This window comes from Pseudomonas sp. AC255 (assembly GCF_979258175.1).
In genome coordinates this window covers 757,019-770,786 of the sequence record NZ_OZ409841.1, presented here as the reverse complement: position 1 = coordinate 770,786, position 13,768 = coordinate 757,019, and the positions used below count along the sequence as shown (strand labels likewise).

Annotated in this window: 16 protein-coding genes; 5 read left to right on the top strand and 11 right to left on the bottom strand. The window is 58.9% G+C overall.

All coding sequences use genetic code 11. The features are described 5' to 3' along the window. Positions 1-93: 93 nt before the first annotated feature. From ACZZ0K_RS03610 to ACZZ0K_RS03600, 3 genes are all read right to left on the bottom strand, one after another. Positions 94-315, bottom strand: coding sequence for an FmdB family zinc ribbon protein (locus ACZZ0K_RS03610; RefSeq protein ID WP_016773499.1), 222 nt, complete (start codon positions 313-315; stop codon positions 94-96). Positions 316-445: 130 nt separating this feature from the next. After that, positions 446-784: a ribbon-helix-helix domain-containing protein gene (locus ACZZ0K_RS03605; protein WP_024014091.1), complete on the bottom strand. Its 339-nt coding sequence runs from the start codon at positions 782-784 to the stop codon at positions 446-448. Between the two features lie 181 nt (positions 785-965). Beyond that, the gene (locus ACZZ0K_RS03600; protein WP_041479794.1) at positions 966-1,436 is read right to left on the bottom strand and encodes a Dps family protein; all 471 of its coding nucleotides are present in this window, start codon (positions 1,434-1,436) and stop codon (positions 966-968) included. Positions 1,437-1,747: 311 nt separating this feature from the next. On the opposite strand from ACZZ0K_RS03600, the gene ACZZ0K_RS03595 reads away from it, so the two are divergent. Next, complete coding sequence (locus ACZZ0K_RS03595; RefSeq protein ID WP_016773496.1) at positions 1,748-2,350, top strand: cold-shock protein; 603 nt, start codon at positions 1,748-1,750, stop codon at positions 2,348-2,350. A gap of 63 nt (positions 2,351-2,413) precedes the next feature. On the opposite strand, the gene ACZZ0K_RS03590 is transcribed toward ACZZ0K_RS03595, so the two are convergent. The 3 genes from ACZZ0K_RS03590 to ACZZ0K_RS03580 all read right to left on the bottom strand — a co-directional run bounded on the left by ACZZ0K_RS03590 (position 2,414) and on the right by ACZZ0K_RS03580 (position 3,863). Next, the gene (locus ACZZ0K_RS03590; RefSeq protein ID WP_041479795.1) at positions 2,414-2,620 is read right to left on the bottom strand and encodes a SlyX family protein; all 207 of its coding nucleotides are present in this window, start codon (positions 2,618-2,620) and stop codon (positions 2,414-2,416) included. A 3-nt stretch (positions 2,621-2,623) separates the two neighbouring features. After that, positions 2,624-3,049, bottom strand: coding sequence for an HIT family protein (locus ACZZ0K_RS03585; protein WP_150741942.1), 426 nt, complete (start codon positions 3,047-3,049; stop codon positions 2,624-2,626). Positions 3,050-3,500: 451 nt separating this feature from the next. Next, entirely contained in the window at positions 3,501-3,863 is a 363-nt protein-coding gene (locus ACZZ0K_RS03580; RefSeq protein WP_252878774.1) for a hypothetical protein, read from the bottom strand. A gap of 75 nt (positions 3,864-3,938) precedes the next feature. On the opposite strand from ACZZ0K_RS03580, the gene ACZZ0K_RS03575 reads away from it, so the two are divergent. After that, positions 3,939-5,288: an OprD family porin gene (locus ACZZ0K_RS03575; protein ID WP_122602087.1), complete on the top strand. Its 1,350-nt coding sequence runs from the start codon at positions 3,939-3,941 to the stop codon at positions 5,286-5,288. A 117-nt stretch (positions 5,289-5,405) separates the two neighbouring features. On the opposite strand, the gene ACZZ0K_RS03570 is transcribed toward ACZZ0K_RS03575, so the two are convergent. Together ACZZ0K_RS03570 and ACZZ0K_RS03565 are read right to left on the bottom strand one after the other, a co-directional pair. Then, a complete protein-coding gene (locus ACZZ0K_RS03570; RefSeq protein ID WP_122602086.1) occupies positions 5,406-6,248 on the bottom strand; it encodes a mechanosensitive ion channel family protein in 843 nt (280 codons plus the stop codon). A gap of 151 nt (positions 6,249-6,399) precedes the next feature. Further along, positions 6,400-6,885, bottom strand: coding sequence for a YajQ family cyclic di-GMP-binding protein (locus tag ACZZ0K_RS03565; RefSeq protein ID WP_016773491.1), 486 nt, complete (start codon positions 6,883-6,885; stop codon positions 6,400-6,402). Positions 6,886-7,025: 140 nt separating this feature from the next. Between ACZZ0K_RS03565 and ACZZ0K_RS03560 the strand changes: the two genes are divergently transcribed. From ACZZ0K_RS03560 to ACZZ0K_RS03550, 3 genes are read left to right on the top strand one after another with little or no spacing between them, the layout of a single operon-like run. Continuing rightward, a complete protein-coding gene (locus ACZZ0K_RS03560; protein WP_258707108.1) occupies positions 7,026-7,943 on the top strand; it encodes a putative 2-dehydropantoate 2-reductase in 918 nt (305 codons plus the stop codon). A 45-nt stretch (positions 7,944-7,988) separates the two neighbouring features. Further along, the gene (locus tag ACZZ0K_RS03555; RefSeq protein ID WP_076563949.1) at positions 7,989-10,025 is read left to right on the top strand and encodes a sensor histidine kinase; all 2,037 of its coding nucleotides are present in this window, start codon (positions 7,989-7,991) and stop codon (positions 10,023-10,025) included. 3 nt (positions 10,026-10,028) lie between these two features. After that, a complete protein-coding gene (locus ACZZ0K_RS03550; protein ID WP_258707109.1) occupies positions 10,029-10,613 on the top strand; it encodes a cob(I)yrinic acid a,c-diamide adenosyltransferase in 585 nt (194 codons plus the stop codon). 113 nt (positions 10,614-10,726) lie between these two features. Here the strand turns inward: ACZZ0K_RS03550 and ACZZ0K_RS03545 are convergent, their stop codons facing one another. The 3 genes from ACZZ0K_RS03545 to argJ all read right to left on the bottom strand — a co-directional run bounded on the left by ACZZ0K_RS03545 (position 10,727) and on the right by argJ (position 13,701). After that, complete coding sequence (locus ACZZ0K_RS03545) at positions 10,727-11,674, bottom strand: Nudix family hydrolase (RefSeq protein ID WP_258707110.1); 948 nt, start codon at positions 11,672-11,674, stop codon at positions 10,727-10,729. Further along, positions 11,671-12,303, bottom strand: coding sequence for a glutathione S-transferase family protein (locus ACZZ0K_RS03540; protein ID WP_056787884.1), 633 nt, complete (start codon positions 12,301-12,303; stop codon positions 11,671-11,673). Before ACZZ0K_RS03540 ends, ACZZ0K_RS03545 begins: the two co-directional genes overlap by 4 nt. A gap of 180 nt (positions 12,304-12,483) precedes the next feature. Further along, positions 12,484-13,701, bottom strand: coding sequence for a bifunctional glutamate N-acetyltransferase/amino-acid acetyltransferase ArgJ (gene argJ / locus ACZZ0K_RS03535; protein ID WP_258707111.1), 1,218 nt, complete (start codon positions 13,699-13,701; stop codon positions 12,484-12,486). Positions 13,702-13,768: the final 67 nt, after the last annotated feature.

Genomic DNA, 13,768 nt, shown 5'->3' with positions numbered 1-13,768 from the left:
GGTTCGCTTCTCGTAATTCGAAATTCGGTGGAGATCCCGCCGCCATCAAGCAGGGCGGAAACTCACGCGTGTCGTTCGTTCAGGGTTGGAACCCTAGTCAGCTTTGTCGCCACCGGCCAGATTTTTCTTGGCTCCGGTCTTGAAGTCGGTCTCGTACCAACCGTTGCCGCTGAGGCGAAAACCCGGCATGGACAGCTGCTTCTTCAGTTCGGGCGCCTGGCAGGCAGGGCAATCGACCAACGGTGCGTCGCTGATCTTCTGAATGGCTTCCAACTGATGACCACAGGAAGCACATTGGTAATCGTACATTGGCATGGAGGTGTCTCGGCGATCAGATTGCTGCCGCGCGCAGGGCTTTGCGGCGAAAGCGCGGGATTATATCGATTAAATGCGGGCTGTGCAGCCGTAACGCTGCACGGCCCGCAACCTCGTTGCAACCGCCGTTTCAGCGCGAAACTGCGGGTGCGAGATCTTTGATCCCGTTCATGACGCAAACCACCCGCACCAGCGCACTGAAATTCTTCACTCCGCCGTAACGCAGATGCACCTCACGATCAACGTGGGATAGCAGTGTGCTGATCGAGCAATGATTGTCCTCGGCCATGCCGCCGAGGATGTTCCAGTAGACCTGCTCGAGTCGCAGGCAGGTCGCAAAACCATTGAGGCGAATCGACCGCGACAGCGGCCGGATCAGGTTCATGTCGAACTCGCTGACAAACGGATCGACCTTTATTACATGCCGCGAAGCCGACATCCTGTCGCTTCGCCTGTCTCCTTCTACCATAGCGTTGACACTCCTTTGCCATGACTGCTGATTTATAAGGCAACATCCTGCGCCTTCATAAAAACCCAGTGACAAAGTTAGCGCCATACGACTTGTTGACCAGCCTCGTAGGATAAGCCAACGACAACGGTAAGAGTCTGGAGAGCATGCGGACGACCTCACGCCGTCCGCAGCGTCTGGATCATTCCTCGAGCAGTGCGCGCAGCATCCACGCAGTTTTCTCGTGCACTTGCATGCGTTGGGTCAGCAGGTCAGCGGTCGGCTCGTCGCTGACCTTGTCCAGCAGCGGGAAAATGCCGCGCGCGGTACGGGTCACCGCTTCCTGGCCTTCGACCAGTTGCTTGATCATGTCTTCGGCGCTCGGCACACCGACTTCTTCTTTAATAGAAGAAAGACGCGCGTAGGTCGCGTAGGCACCCGGCGCCGGGAAACCCAACGCACGGATACGCTCGGCGATCAAATCGACGGCCAGCGCCAGCTCGTTGTATTGCTCTTCGAACATCAGGTGCAACGTGCGAAACATCGGGCCAGTGACGTTCCAGTGGAAGTTATGGGTTTTCAGATACAGCACGTAGGTGTCCGACAGCAGTCGCGACAGCCCTTCGACGATGGATTTGCGGTCTTCTTCACTGATACCGATATCAATTGCCATGCTTGCCCCCTAACAGTGATTGAATTCATCCAGCAGGTTCGGTCCCACTGTAGCAAGGCAAGAGCCGGCTCGCAGCTATGAATCCGTGGTCAGACTGCGACAAATCGACCGTTTCTCTGCCGCTGGCCGGGCTGATTTGAGTAGCCGCAGGCTTTGCTGTTAAATAGGCAGTGTGTCGCCATGCCCTATTTTCCGGGGTGTTGCGCATAGGCTGATGCCGTGTACGTGTCCACCGCCTCTTATTTTGTCCTGAAGCGAACCGTGCGCCTTCAGCTCTTCCTTGTGAGCCGTCATAACGTGAGCCAATCAAAATGTTGAAAATCGTCCACCTGCTAATGGGCGCAGCAGCCTTGCTGCTGTCGTTCATACCCAGCCTGAAAGCCGAAGCCGTTCCTTACCTGCAACAGCCCGATGCACTTTACCTAGCCTTTTTCGGCCTGCTGAACCTGGTCATCGCACCAGTGATTCCGTACTGGAACAAAGGCCCGCGCCAGCATCTGCAAAATCTGGTCAGCGCCCTGCTGGTGCTGACTGTCGTCCTGCAAACCCTGACGCTGATCGCACCAATGCCGGTCATCGCTGGCCAACCGGCGGTGTTGTTCAGTCTGGTGATCGCCCTGGTTGCCGTGCTGCTGCATCTGGCCGTGAGCTTTTACAAATCGTCACCGGCCGCTGCGCCGACCACCTATGACATGAGCAATCGCGATACCGGCACCGTGAAGTGGTTCAACACTTCCAAGGGTTTCGGGTTTATCTCCCGGGATTCCGGCGATGATATTTTCGTGCACTTTCGCGCCATTCGTGGCGAAGGCCACCGCGTCCTGGTCGAAGGCCAGCGCGTCGAGTTCTCGGTAATGAACCGCGACAAAGGCCTGCAAGCCGAGGACGTGATCGCCGCCCTGCCGCGTCGCTGATCCAAAGCAAAAAAACCGCGAGCAGCCTGACTGTTCGCGGTTTTTTTATGCCTGCCGAATGGCTCAATAATGCGGCGGCGGTGCATCTTCCTCAAAAGCACCGAACTGCCCGACCATCTCTTCGTGACGCTTGATCAGCGCTTCCATCTGCAATTGCAAGCGCTCGATGACCTTCTGCTGCGCCACCAGCACATCGTTCAATGCCTGAATGGTGTCATCCTGAAAGGCCAAACGGCTTTCCAGATCGGTAACGCGTCCTTCAAGGCTCATGACTCAGCCCTCCAAAAAAGTGAATTCATCGGTCAGCACCAGACGCAAGCGTTCGCGAATGGTCGCTACCTGTTCTGCGCTGTACGGCCTGGCCGGATGCTTGCCCCAGACCGGCGCCGGCCATGCCGCATCGTCACGCTTACGCACGATCACATGCATATGTAACTGGCTGACAACGTTACCCAGGGTTGCCACGTTCAACTTGTCGGCGTCGAACGAATCCTTGAGCAACTCGGCGAGGGTGGTGGTTTCCTGCCACAGTTGCTGCTGATCGGCGACATCCAACTGAAACAACTCGCTGATATCCTCGCGGCGAGGCACCAGGATGAACCACGGGTAATTGCTGTCGTTGGACAGCAACAGCCGGCACAACGGAAAGTCGCCGATGACCAAGGTGTCCTGTTGAAGTCGTGAATCCAAAGCAAACACTGTGAGTACTCCCGCTGATCCTATAAATCAGCTTAGCGGCGGCTCCCAAGAGGCGGCGCGCCAAGCGACAGAACGGCAGCATACCTGCGAATGCGGCGGGCTTCACGCTTCTCCCCGGCAGTAATTCGGCAAGCGCGCCGACATGAGACGTTTATCTCGCCGATGCACCAATACAGCCCCGGACATGAGCCTTGACGTGAAGAGCCGCATGAAAATCCTTGATCTGTCGACCCTCGAATCGCGCGGCGCCAGATTTACTTGCGTCCGGTGGTGATTTTTTTGCACCAAAACTGCACAACACGTCTACGCTCACTGGGTCGGGCATCCGCCAAATACTCACTGCGGGGTGAACCGGTAACGTTTTTGGTTGTCTTGCGCGCCTTTGGTGCGTTGCAACACCATTGGGAGAATGTCGTCAAGCCTGCAACAAAACCGGCCCGAGGCCCCGTTTTCACAAGGTTTTCACATATGCGGGCACCGCATTGAAAAATAACCGCAGCAATTTCGCGGTTTGTGCACGCTTGTTGCATTCGTAACGGTATGGACTATAAGCGCACCACTGGAAGTGGTCGCCTGAAGCCAATAAAAACAGTGGCAGGGTTGCCCGATGGAGATTCAAGTGTTTTGCCAGGGACTCTTTTTTAGCGATGCAAAAAGGCCCGGAAACAGCGATAAAGTTGTCAGTCCGGCTGCATCGGTACTGTGAATTTGCGACATCCAGCGCTCCTTTTGCGACAACGCCGTAAAGAAGCTGAAAGGTTGGTTTCGCAAGTATCGCCAACATTGTCGGCGTGATATAAGTTTGCGCCGACACAAAAAGAAAGAGCCGCCCAGATAATAAAACAGGTGGGACGGCAGTACTCTTCTAAAACCAAAGGAGCAAATCACGATGCGCGTGATGAAGTGGAGCATGATCGCACTGGCAGTTGCTGCAGCAGCCAGTACTCAAATGGCTACGGCCGCCCCGTTTGTAAGTGACCAGGCTGAAGCCAAAGGTTTCGTTGAAGACGCGAAGTTTGATGTGTTGCTGCGCAACTATTACTTCAACCGCGACAAGAAAAACACCACCTCCAATGACCAGAAAGACTGGACCCAAGGTTTCCTGGGTAACTTCAGCTCCGGTTACACCCAAGGCACCGTCGGTGTTGGTGTTGATGCATTCGGCTACCTGGGCATCAAGCTCGACGGCGGCGACGGCACCACCGGTTCGGGCAACACCAGCCTGGATTCGCAAGGCCATAACAACGATTCTCTGGGTAAGGCAGGCGCAGCAATCAAGGCTCGCATCTCCAAGACCGAGCTGAAATTCGGTGAGTTCCAGCCAAGCACTGCTCCAGTCTTCGCGGTCGGCGGCTCGCGCCTGATTCCTCAGACTGCTACCGGTTTCCAACTGCAAAGCAGCGAAATCGAAAATCTGGATCTGGAAGCCGGCCACTTCTACTCGGCCTCCAGCCAGGACGAGATGAACAGCGACGGCGAGCTGCACTCGCAGTACTCCAGCACCACTGATGACCCTGTCACCGGCAAAACCATGGACTTCGCCGGTGGTAAATACGGCATTACCGACAACCTGAGCGTCTCGCTCTACGGTTCGAAGTTCAAGGACATCTGGAACCAGTACTACAGCAACGTGAACTACACGCTGCCAATCAGTGGTGACACGTCGCTGAACACCGATTTCAACATCTACCGCACTACCGATTCGGGCAGTTCGAAAGCTGGTGATATCAGCAACACCACGTTCTCCCTGGCAACTGCACTTTCGTTCCTGAAAGCCCACACCGTGACTCTCGCCTTCCAGAAGGTCAACGGTGATACGCCGTTCGACTACGTCGGCGTAGGTGACAACAACCGCGGTGGTGACTCGATTTTCCTGGCTAACTCCATTCAGTACTCCGACTTCAACGGTCCTAACGAAAAATCTGCACAGATTCGTTATGACCTGAAAATGGCCGAGTACGGCGTTCCAGGTCTGAGCTTCATGACCCGTTACGTGAGAGGTTGGGACATTGACGGCTCCAAAATGGATGCTGACAGCCCATACCGTTCGTACGGTTACGGTGATGATGGCAAGCACCACGAAACCAACCTTGAAGCCAAATACGTAGTTCAGGCCGGCCCTGCCAAAGACCTGTCCTTCCGTATTCGTCAAGCATGGCACCGTGGCAACACCGATCAGGCCGAAGGCGATATCAACGAGTTCCGCCTGATCGTCGACTACCCACTGTCGATCTTGTAATCGCCAACAGTTAGTTTGCGATAACAAAAAAGGGCCCATCTTCGGATGGGCCTTTTTTATTGGTGCTTCATTCAACTAATACCTGACCAACAATCCAGGCACTTAGTTAGCAACCTATCATTGCGCCGCCGATTCCTGCACTACACGTATAACCCGCTGCGGAAATGGAATATCAATACCGGCAGCCTTCAAACGATCCCGCGCCTGTTCATTGAACATGAACATCACATCCCAATAATCCGCAGTTTTAACCCAGACACGCAGGGAAACCGTGATCGAACTGTCACCCAATGTCGAAATCACCGCCTGTGGCTCCGGGTCCTGCATGACGCGGGGATCCTTGGCCAGATCCAGCAATACCTGACGGGCCTTCTGCAGATCCGCTTCGTAATCCACGCCGACATCAAACACGACTTTGCGGGTTGGCTGACGGTTGGTGTTGGTGATGATGCCGTTCGACAGGTTGCCGTTGGGCAGGATGATGGTCTTGTTGTCGCCGGTACGCAGCACGGTGTGGAAAATCTGGATGCTGTCGACGGTACCCGCCACGCCCTGGGCTTCGATCCAGTCACCGATGCGGAACGGGCGGAACAGCAGAATCAGCACGCCGCCAGCGAAGTTGGCCAGGCTGCCCTGCAGGGCCAGACCGATCGCCAGACCCGCAGCACCGATGGCCGCGACGAACGAGGTGGTTTCGACGCCGATCATCGACGCGACGCTGACAATCAGCAGCACCTTGAGAATGATGTTGGCCAGGCTGCTGATAAAGCCTTGCAGCGCGAGGTCGGCATTGCGCAGGGCCAGCAGACCTCCGAGTTTTTGCGTGACCTTGTTGATCAGCCACCAGCCGATCGCCAGGGTAATCACTGCCAGCAGTACGCGGCTGCCGTATTCCATGATCATCGGGATCCACGCCTGGGACGCCTTGACCAGGTGGTCCACTTCCGCATTCAAATCCATGTTCTATCTCCTGATTTCCGGCTTCCCGGGGTGTATTCAAAACAACTGTGGGAGCGAGCCTGCTCGCGAAAGCGTTGTGTCATTCAGCAATAAATTGACTGACACATTGCATTCGCGAGCAGGCTCGCTCCCACACAGTCACAAAACAAGCTTAGTCGCGGAAGTTGTTGAACTGCAGCGGCATGCCGAATTCCTTGGCACGCAGGGCCGCGATGGCTTCCTGCAAATCGTCGCGCTTCTTGCCGGTGACACGCACCTGCTCGCCCTGAATGGCGGCCTGGACCTTGAGCTTGGCTTCCTTGATGTGGCCGACGATTTTCTTTGCCAGCTCCTTGTCGATGCCTTCCTTGAGGATGGCGTCCTGCTTCATCAGTTTGCCCGAAGCGTAAGCATCCTTGACCTCAAGGCACTGCACGTCGATCTTGCGCTTGGTCAGCGCCAGCTTGAGGATTTCGATCATCGCTTCGAGCTGGAAAGCAGCTTCGGCGGTGAGGCTGACGGTCAGGTCTTTTTCCTTGAACTCGAAGCTGCCCTTGCCTTTCAGGTCATAACGACGATCGAGTTCCTTCACGGCGTTCTCGACCGCGTTGGTGAGTTCGTGTTTGTCCAGTTCGGATACCACGTCGAACGACGGCATGTAATCTCTCCAATAAAAAGGCGCGCTCGATGTGGATGGAGCGCGCTTGGCTTGCGGTTAAAATCGGGCTCATTATAACGGGTCTTTTCCTACCGATACGGCGAGCCGCACATGCCTGCAAGCAATCGAGCAAAAAACTGATGTCGACCACCTGGCATGTACTTGGCGCCGGCAGCCTCGGCACACTCTGGGCGACACGTCTGGCTCGCGCCGGCTTGCCTGTGCAACTGATCCTGCGCGATGCCGCGCGCTTGCACAGCTACGAGGCAGTGGGCGGCTTGACCCTGGTAGAAAACGGACAAGCTCATACCTATGCAGTTCCCGGCGAAACCCCGGACAGCCCCGAGCCAATTCGCCGTTTACTGGTCGCGTGCAAGGCCTATGACGCCGAAGAGGCCGTCGCCCGCCTCGCTTCACGCCTCGCGCCAGACGCCGAACTGATCCTCCTGCAAAACGGCCTTGGCAGTCAGGACGCCGTCGCCGCGCGGGTGCCACAGGCGCGCTGCATCAGCGCCTCCAGCACCGAGGGCGCGTTCCGCGATGGCGATTGGCGCGTGGTGTTTGCCGGTCACGGTTTCAACTGGCTGGGCGATGCGGCAAATCCGCTGGCGCCGGTCTGGCTGGACGAGCTGCAAGCGGCGAACATTCCCCATGAATGGAGCGCTGACATCCTCACTCGACTGTGGCGCAAACTGGCGCTGAACTGCGCGATCAACCCGCTGACCGTGCTCCACGATTGCCGCAACGGCGGGCTGAGCGAGCATCACTGCGAAGTTGCCACACTCTGTGCCGAATTGACCGAACTGCTCGAACGCTGCGGCCAACCCGCTGCGGCGGACAATCTGCAAGCGGAAGTCGAACGAGTGATCCACGCCACCGCCGCCAATTACTCTTCGATGTATCAGGACGTCGCCAACCAGCGCCGCACCGAGATCAGCTATCTGTTGGGCCACGCCTGCAAAGTTGCCGAGCGCCATCAGTTGAACCTGCCGCATCTGCAGCAGTTGCAGCAACGCCTGATCGCTCATCTGCACAAGCGTGGATTGCCCAGCGACTGAGCAGCCGCTAGGCTGACGACTTGTTCCCCTGCTGCGATAAACCTGATGCCATTGCGCCAGCGCCTTGAAAACCTGCCGGTCGGCCAGAAACTGCTGGCCGCCCTGCTGGTGTTGTTGACCACGGTTCTGCTGGTCGCCAACCTGACCTTTATCAGCGCCGCCTACTACATTTCTCAGGAAAGCATGGCGCCACAAGCCCTGCAGACCATCGGCCGGCTGATCGCCAATCCGAGTCTGGTCAGCGATGCGCTGGAGTCGCCGCGCAGCGCCGAGCGCCTGCTCAAGGAACTCGACAGTTATTCACCGCTGCGCGCCGCCGCCCTGTATGACGGCAAGGGTGAACGCCTGGCGCAAGTGCAGCGCGGCGAAAAACTCAGTCTCCCTGAGCGCTACCGCCATGTCGAAGCCTGGCAACTCACCGAGTTTCGCAGCAATCAACTGATCACCCTGCCCCGCCCCGGCGCCGCACCGGGGCATCTGTTGCTGGTGGCCAGCAGCGAACTGCCGATGGCGTTCTACACCGGCACTCTGACCGCCAGCCTCGGCATCCTGATCTTCAGCGTACTGCTGTGGCTGGTGATTGCCCGGCAGATCAAGCGCCTGATCACCCGGCCGATTCATCAGCTGGAGGAATTGTCCCGGCAGGTCACTCGCGAAGAGAACTACGCCTTGCGCGCCGCGCGCGGCAACCACGACGAAATCGGCAGTCTGGCCGAGGCGTTCAACACCATGCTCTCGCGCATCGAAGCCCGCGAGCAGCAGCTCAAGCGTGCCCGCGACGACTCGCAGGCCGCATACGATCAGGCGCAAGGCCTGGCCGAGGAAACCCGCCACACCAACCGCAAGCTGGAGCTGGAAGTCCAGGTGCGCAGCAAGATCGAAAAGAAACTCACCGGCTTCCAGAATTACCTCAACAGCATCATCGACTCGATGCCCTCGGCGCTGATCGCTCTCGATGAACAGCTCTACGTCACCCAGTGGAACCAGGAGGCCAGCGCACTTTCCGGGACACGCCTGGACGAGGCGCTGAACCAGCCGATCTTCCTCGCCTTCGAACCGCTCAAGCCGTTTTTGCCGCAGCTCAAGGCCACCGTCGAACAGCACACCGTGGCCAAGGTCGACCGGGTAACCTGGTTCAAGGACGATGAACCCAAGCATTATGCGCTGACGTTTTATCCGCTGATGGGCGGTGCCGGGCGTGGCGTGGTGATCCGTATCGACGACATCACCCAGCGTCTGTCGCTGGAAGAAATGATGGTGCAGTCGGAGAAGATGCTCTCGGTCGGTGGCCTCGCGGCCGGCATGGCCCACGAAATCAACAACCCGCTCGGCGCGATCCTGCACAACGTGCAGAACATTCGCCGGCGTCTGTCGGCGGATCTGCCGAAGAACATCGAGACTGCCGAACAACTGGGCATCGAACTGGACACTGTGAACCGCTACCTGCAAGGCCGCGAAGTCCCGCAACTGCTCGACGGCATTCAACAGGCCGGCGCCCGCGCGGCGAAAATCGTCACGCACATGCTCAGCTTCAGCCGCCGCAGCACCCGGCAAATGGCGCCCTGCGATCTGCCGGCGCTGATCGATCAAGCCGTTGAGATCGCTGGTAACGACTTCGATCTGGCCATCGGTTTCGACTTCAAGGGCCAGGCGATCATCCGCCAGTTCGACCCGGCCCTGGGTCCAGTGCCGGGCACCGCCAACGAACTGGAACAGGTGCTGCTCAATCTGTTGAAAAATGCCGCGCAGGCGATTCATCAGCGCGAAGACGACAGCGAGCCGGGCCGGATCATTTTGCGCACCAGACTCAATCCGCCGTGGGCCGAGATTCAGGTCGAGGACAACGGCATCGGCATGAGCGAGAACGTGCGCAAGCGCACTTTCGAGCCGTTCTTTACCACCAAGGAAATCGGCCAGGGCACCGGCCTTGGCCTGTCGGTGTCGTACTTCATCATCACCAACAATCACAAAGGCCAGATGGAAGTGCAGTCGGCGCCCGGCCAAGGCACCTGTTTCACGCTGCGTCTGCCGCTGGTGCAGCCTGCGCCATTGACCACCGAAACCAATTCACTACCGAGGTAACCCATGGGCTTTCGCTTGTCGAAGATCTACACCCGCACCGGCGACAAAGGCGAAACCGGCCTCGGTGACGGCCGTCGCGTCCCCAAGGATCACCCGCGCATCGAGGCGATCGGCGAGGTCGATACGCTGAACAGTCAGGTCGGCGTGTTGCTGGCCGGTTTGCTAGCCGAGCGCGAAGTGCATCCGGCGCTGAATGAAATCATCGGAGTGTTGGCGCCTTGTCAGCATCGCCTGTTCGACCTCGGTGGCGAACTGGCGATGCCTGAATATCAGGCGTTGAACGAGGCCGAAATCGAGCGGCTGGAAGCAGCCATCGATGTATGGAATGAAGAGCTGGGGCCGCTGGAGAATTTCATCTTGCCGGGTGGTTCGATGTTGATTGCGCAGGCACATGTCTGCCGCAGTCTGGCGCGCAGTGCCGAGCGGCGCTGTCAGCATTTGAATGCGCTGGAGCCGTTGGCCGGGGTTGGCCTGGCGTATATCAATCGGTTGTCGGATTTGCTGTTTGTTGTGGCGCGGTTGATTGCGCGGCGGCAAGGGGTGGCGGAGATTTTGTGGCAGCCGGCTGCGAAACCTGAAGGAAAGTAGCACCTTACAGGACGCCATCGCGAGCAGGCTCGCTCCCACATTTGCCTGCATTCTGACTGGAGAGATGCAATCCACTGTGGGAGCGAGCCTGCTCGCGAAGAGGTCGGTAGCCCTTAAACTGGATCAGGCCAGAACGCCCGAATCCCCGCCACACCCTGAGCCCCAACACCCCAGGCATTCTCACGCTCCGCCGGCCCTACTCCACCGAGCAAGAACACCGGTTTGCTGAAACCTTCGATCAGTGCCGCAGCCTGCTCCCACCCCAACGGCTGCGCATCCGGGTGCGTCAGCGTCGGCTGCACCGGCGACAGAGTGACGAAATCAACGCCCATCTGCTCGGCCAGCGCCAGTTCTTCGGCGTCATGGCACGACGCCGCGAGCCAGCGCTCAGCCGGCAACGGACGTCCTGCCGCTGCGTATTTACGCAGTTGGGCAGCGGTGATGTGCCATCCGGCAGACGGGAAATCACCGAGCCATTCGAACGGCCCTTTGATCATCAACTGCGCCTTGCCCGCGCACAGGCCCACCGCATCCACCGCCAGATCCCGGTATTTCGGGTCGTAGCCGTTGGGTGCGCGCAGCTGGATCAATTTGATTCCGCCGGCAATCGCTTTCTGGATGCCGCGCAACAAGGCCGGGCCTTCCAGATCTTCGGGAGTGATCAAGTATTCGGCAGGCAAGCGCGCCGCCGCGACGATCGGCTGATTGGCCGCCGGAAACTCATAGTCAATCAATTCCCTGGCAGTGACCCAGGCCAGTGGCTGGCCTTCAGCGCCGTGGGGTTCGCCACTGAACGCCGAGACTTCCCAGACATCCAGCAAGACCTGTTTGTCCGGGTAATCGTGGCGAACCTTGATCAGCGGCCGCGCAGCATCAACGATGATGCCCAGCTCTTCGTGCAGCTCGCGAGCCAGTGCCGATTCGACAGACTCGTCAGCCTCGACCTTGCCACCGGGAAACTCCCACAAGCCGCCTTGATGCTGGGTGTCGGCACGGCGGGCGATAAGGATTTTGCCGGCGCCGTCACGAATGACGGCAGCGGCGACGTGGACGCGTTTCACGGGTTCAATTCCTCCAGTCCAGCCTTTTGCCACGCTTTGAAGGCGGGCCATTGGTAGATGGTTTCAACATAGGCTTCGTCGACCGCCGGCAGCTTCACCTGATAGGTGCGCAAGCGCACGGCGATCGGCGCGAAAAAGGCATCGGCAAGGCTGACACGACCGAACAGGTACGGCCCCTCTTCCGTCGCTGCCGCGCGGCATTCGGCCCACAGCGCGAGCATGCGTTCGATATCGACCTTCACTTCTGGCGGCACCGGGTTCAGCGGTGCGTCCTGGCTCAGGTTGAACGGCATGTGGTTACGCATGGCGAAGAAGCCGCTGTGCATTTGTGCGCAGGCCGAGCGGGCCTGCGCGCGGGCAAAGGTATCGCTCGGCCAGAGTTGCTCGGACGGAAACTGCTCAGCGAGGTACTCAGCAATGGCCAGCGAATCGGCGATGGTGCCACGGGTGGTATGCAGCAGCGGCACCTTGCCGGTCGGCGAGTGCTTGAGCAGGCGCTCGCGGGTGTCGGGTTTGCCGAGCTTGATCAGCTCTTCGCTGTAGGGTGCGCCGGTCAGGTCCAGCGCCAGTGCCGCACGCAGGGACCAGGAGGAAAGCAGTTTGTCGCCGATGATCAGGTGCAGGGACATGGTGTGGCGCCTTTTCGTCAGGGAAACAATCCAGAATGTCTGGCGTCTGGTCGTCCGTCATCGCGGGCAAGCCCGCTCCCACAGGTTTTGGTGGTGTACACGGCATTTGTGAACGACCGCAATCACTGTGGGAGCGGGCTTGCCCGCGAAGAGGCCGGCAGCCCACTCCCACACCTTGAATCAAGTACGGTATTCAGCGTTGATCTTCACGTACTCATGCGACAGGTCGGTGGTCCAGATGGTTTCGCTGCAATCACCGCGGCCCAGTTCGATGCGGATGGTGATTTCTTCCTGCTGCATCACGGCCGAGCCCTGGGCTTCAGTGTAGGTCGCGGCGCGGGCGCCACGGCTGGCGATGCACACGTCGCCGAGGAATACGTCGATCTTGCTCACGTCCAGGTCCGGCACGCCGGCACGGCCCACGGCAGCGAGGATACGGCCCCAGTTCGGGTCAGAGGCGAACAGCGCGGTCTTGATCAGCGGCGAGTGGGCCACGGTGTAACCGACGTCCAGGCATTCCTGATGGTTGCCGCCGCCATTCACTTCCACGGTAACGAATTTGGTTGCGCCTTCGCCGTCGCGCACGATGGCCTGGGCGACGTCCATGCAGACTTCGAACACCGCTTGTTTCAGCTTGGCGAACAGTTCACCTTCTGCGCGGGTGATTTCCGGCAGCGCGGCCTTGCCGGTGGCGATCAGCATGCAGCAGTCGTTGGTCGAAGTGTCGCCGTCGATGGTGATGCGGTTGAACGACTTGTTGGCGCCGTCGAGCATCAGGTTGTGCAGCACCTCGCGGGAGACTTTGGCGTCGGTGGCGATGTAACCCAGCATGGTCGCCATGTTCGGGCGAATCATGCCGGCGCCTTTGCTGATGCCGGTGACAGTGATGGTCACGCCGTCATGCTCGAACTGGCGGCTGGCGCCCTTGGGCAGGGTGTCGGTGGTCATGATGCCGGTGGCGGCGGCTTCCCAGTTGTTCTCCGACAGATCATCCAGCGCGGCTTGCAGTGCGCCTTCGATCTTCTCGACCGGCAGCGGCTCGCCGATCACGCCAGTGGAATACGGCAGAATCTGGCTGGCATCGACGCCGGTCAGCTCGGCCAACTTAGCGGTGGTGCGCTCGGCAGCCGCCAAGCCAGGCTCGCCGGTACCGGCGTTGGCATTGCCGGTATTGGTCAGCAAGTAACGCACGGAATTGTGCACGCGCTTTTTCGCCAGGATCACTGGTGCGGCGCAGAACGCGTTCAGGGTGAACACGCCAGCCACGGTGGAACCTTCAGCACAGCGCATCACCACTACATCCTTGCGCCCCGGGCGCTTGATGCCGGCCGAGGCGATACCGAGTTCAAAACCGGCAACCGGGTGCAACGCTGGCAAAGGACCAAGACCAACAGCCATGAATGCGCTCCTTACTCAATGATGTCAGCACCGCCACGGGAAAGGACGGTGGGATAAATGGCAAAAC

Bases quoted from the DNA above. Each gene is read 5' to 3' on its own strand.
- ACZZ0K_RS03590 (WP_041479795.1), bottom strand. From the start codon at position 2,620: ATGAGCCTTGAAGGACGCGTTACCGATCTGGAAAGCCGTTTGGCCTTT.
- ACZZ0K_RS03575 (WP_122602087.1), top strand. From the start codon at position 3,939: ATGCGCGTGATGAAGTGGAGCATGATCGCACTGGCAGTTGCTGCAGCA.
- ACZZ0K_RS03605 (WP_024014091.1), bottom strand. From the start codon at position 784: ATGGTAGAAGGAGACAGGCGAAGCGACAGGATGTCGGCTTCGCGGCAT.
- argJ (WP_258707111.1), bottom strand. From the start codon at position 13,701: ATGGCTGTTGGTCTTGGTCCTTTGCCAGCGTTGCACCCGGTTGCCGGT.
- ACZZ0K_RS03600 (WP_041479794.1), bottom strand. From the start codon at position 1,436: ATGGCAATTGATATCGGTATCAGTGAAGAAGACCGCAAATCCATCGTC.
- ACZZ0K_RS03550 (WP_258707109.1), top strand. From the start codon at position 10,029: ATGGGCTTTCGCTTGTCGAAGATCTACACCCGCACCGGCGACAAAGGC.
- ACZZ0K_RS03570 (WP_122602086.1), bottom strand. From the start codon at position 6,248: ATGGATTTGAATGCGGAAGTGGACCACCTGGTCAAGGCGTCCCAGGCG.
- ACZZ0K_RS03540 (WP_056787884.1), bottom strand. From the start codon at position 12,303: ATGTCCCTGCACCTGATCATCGGCGACAAACTGCTTTCCTCCTGGTCC.
- ACZZ0K_RS03555 (WP_076563949.1), top strand. From the start codon at position 7,989: ATGCCATTGCGCCAGCGCCTTGAAAACCTGCCGGTCGGCCAGAAACTG.
- ACZZ0K_RS03565 (WP_016773491.1), bottom strand. From the start codon at position 6,885: ATGCCGTCGTTCGACGTGGTATCCGAACTGGACAAACACGAACTCACC.
- ACZZ0K_RS03610 (WP_016773499.1), bottom strand. From the start codon at position 315: ATGCCAATGTACGATTACCAATGTGCTTCCTGTGGTCATCAGTTGGAA.
- ACZZ0K_RS03595 (WP_016773496.1), top strand. From the start codon at position 1,748: ATGTTGAAAATCGTCCACCTGCTAATGGGCGCAGCAGCCTTGCTGCTG.
- ACZZ0K_RS03560 (WP_258707108.1), top strand. From the start codon at position 7,026: ATGTCGACCACCTGGCATGTACTTGGCGCCGGCAGCCTCGGCACACTC.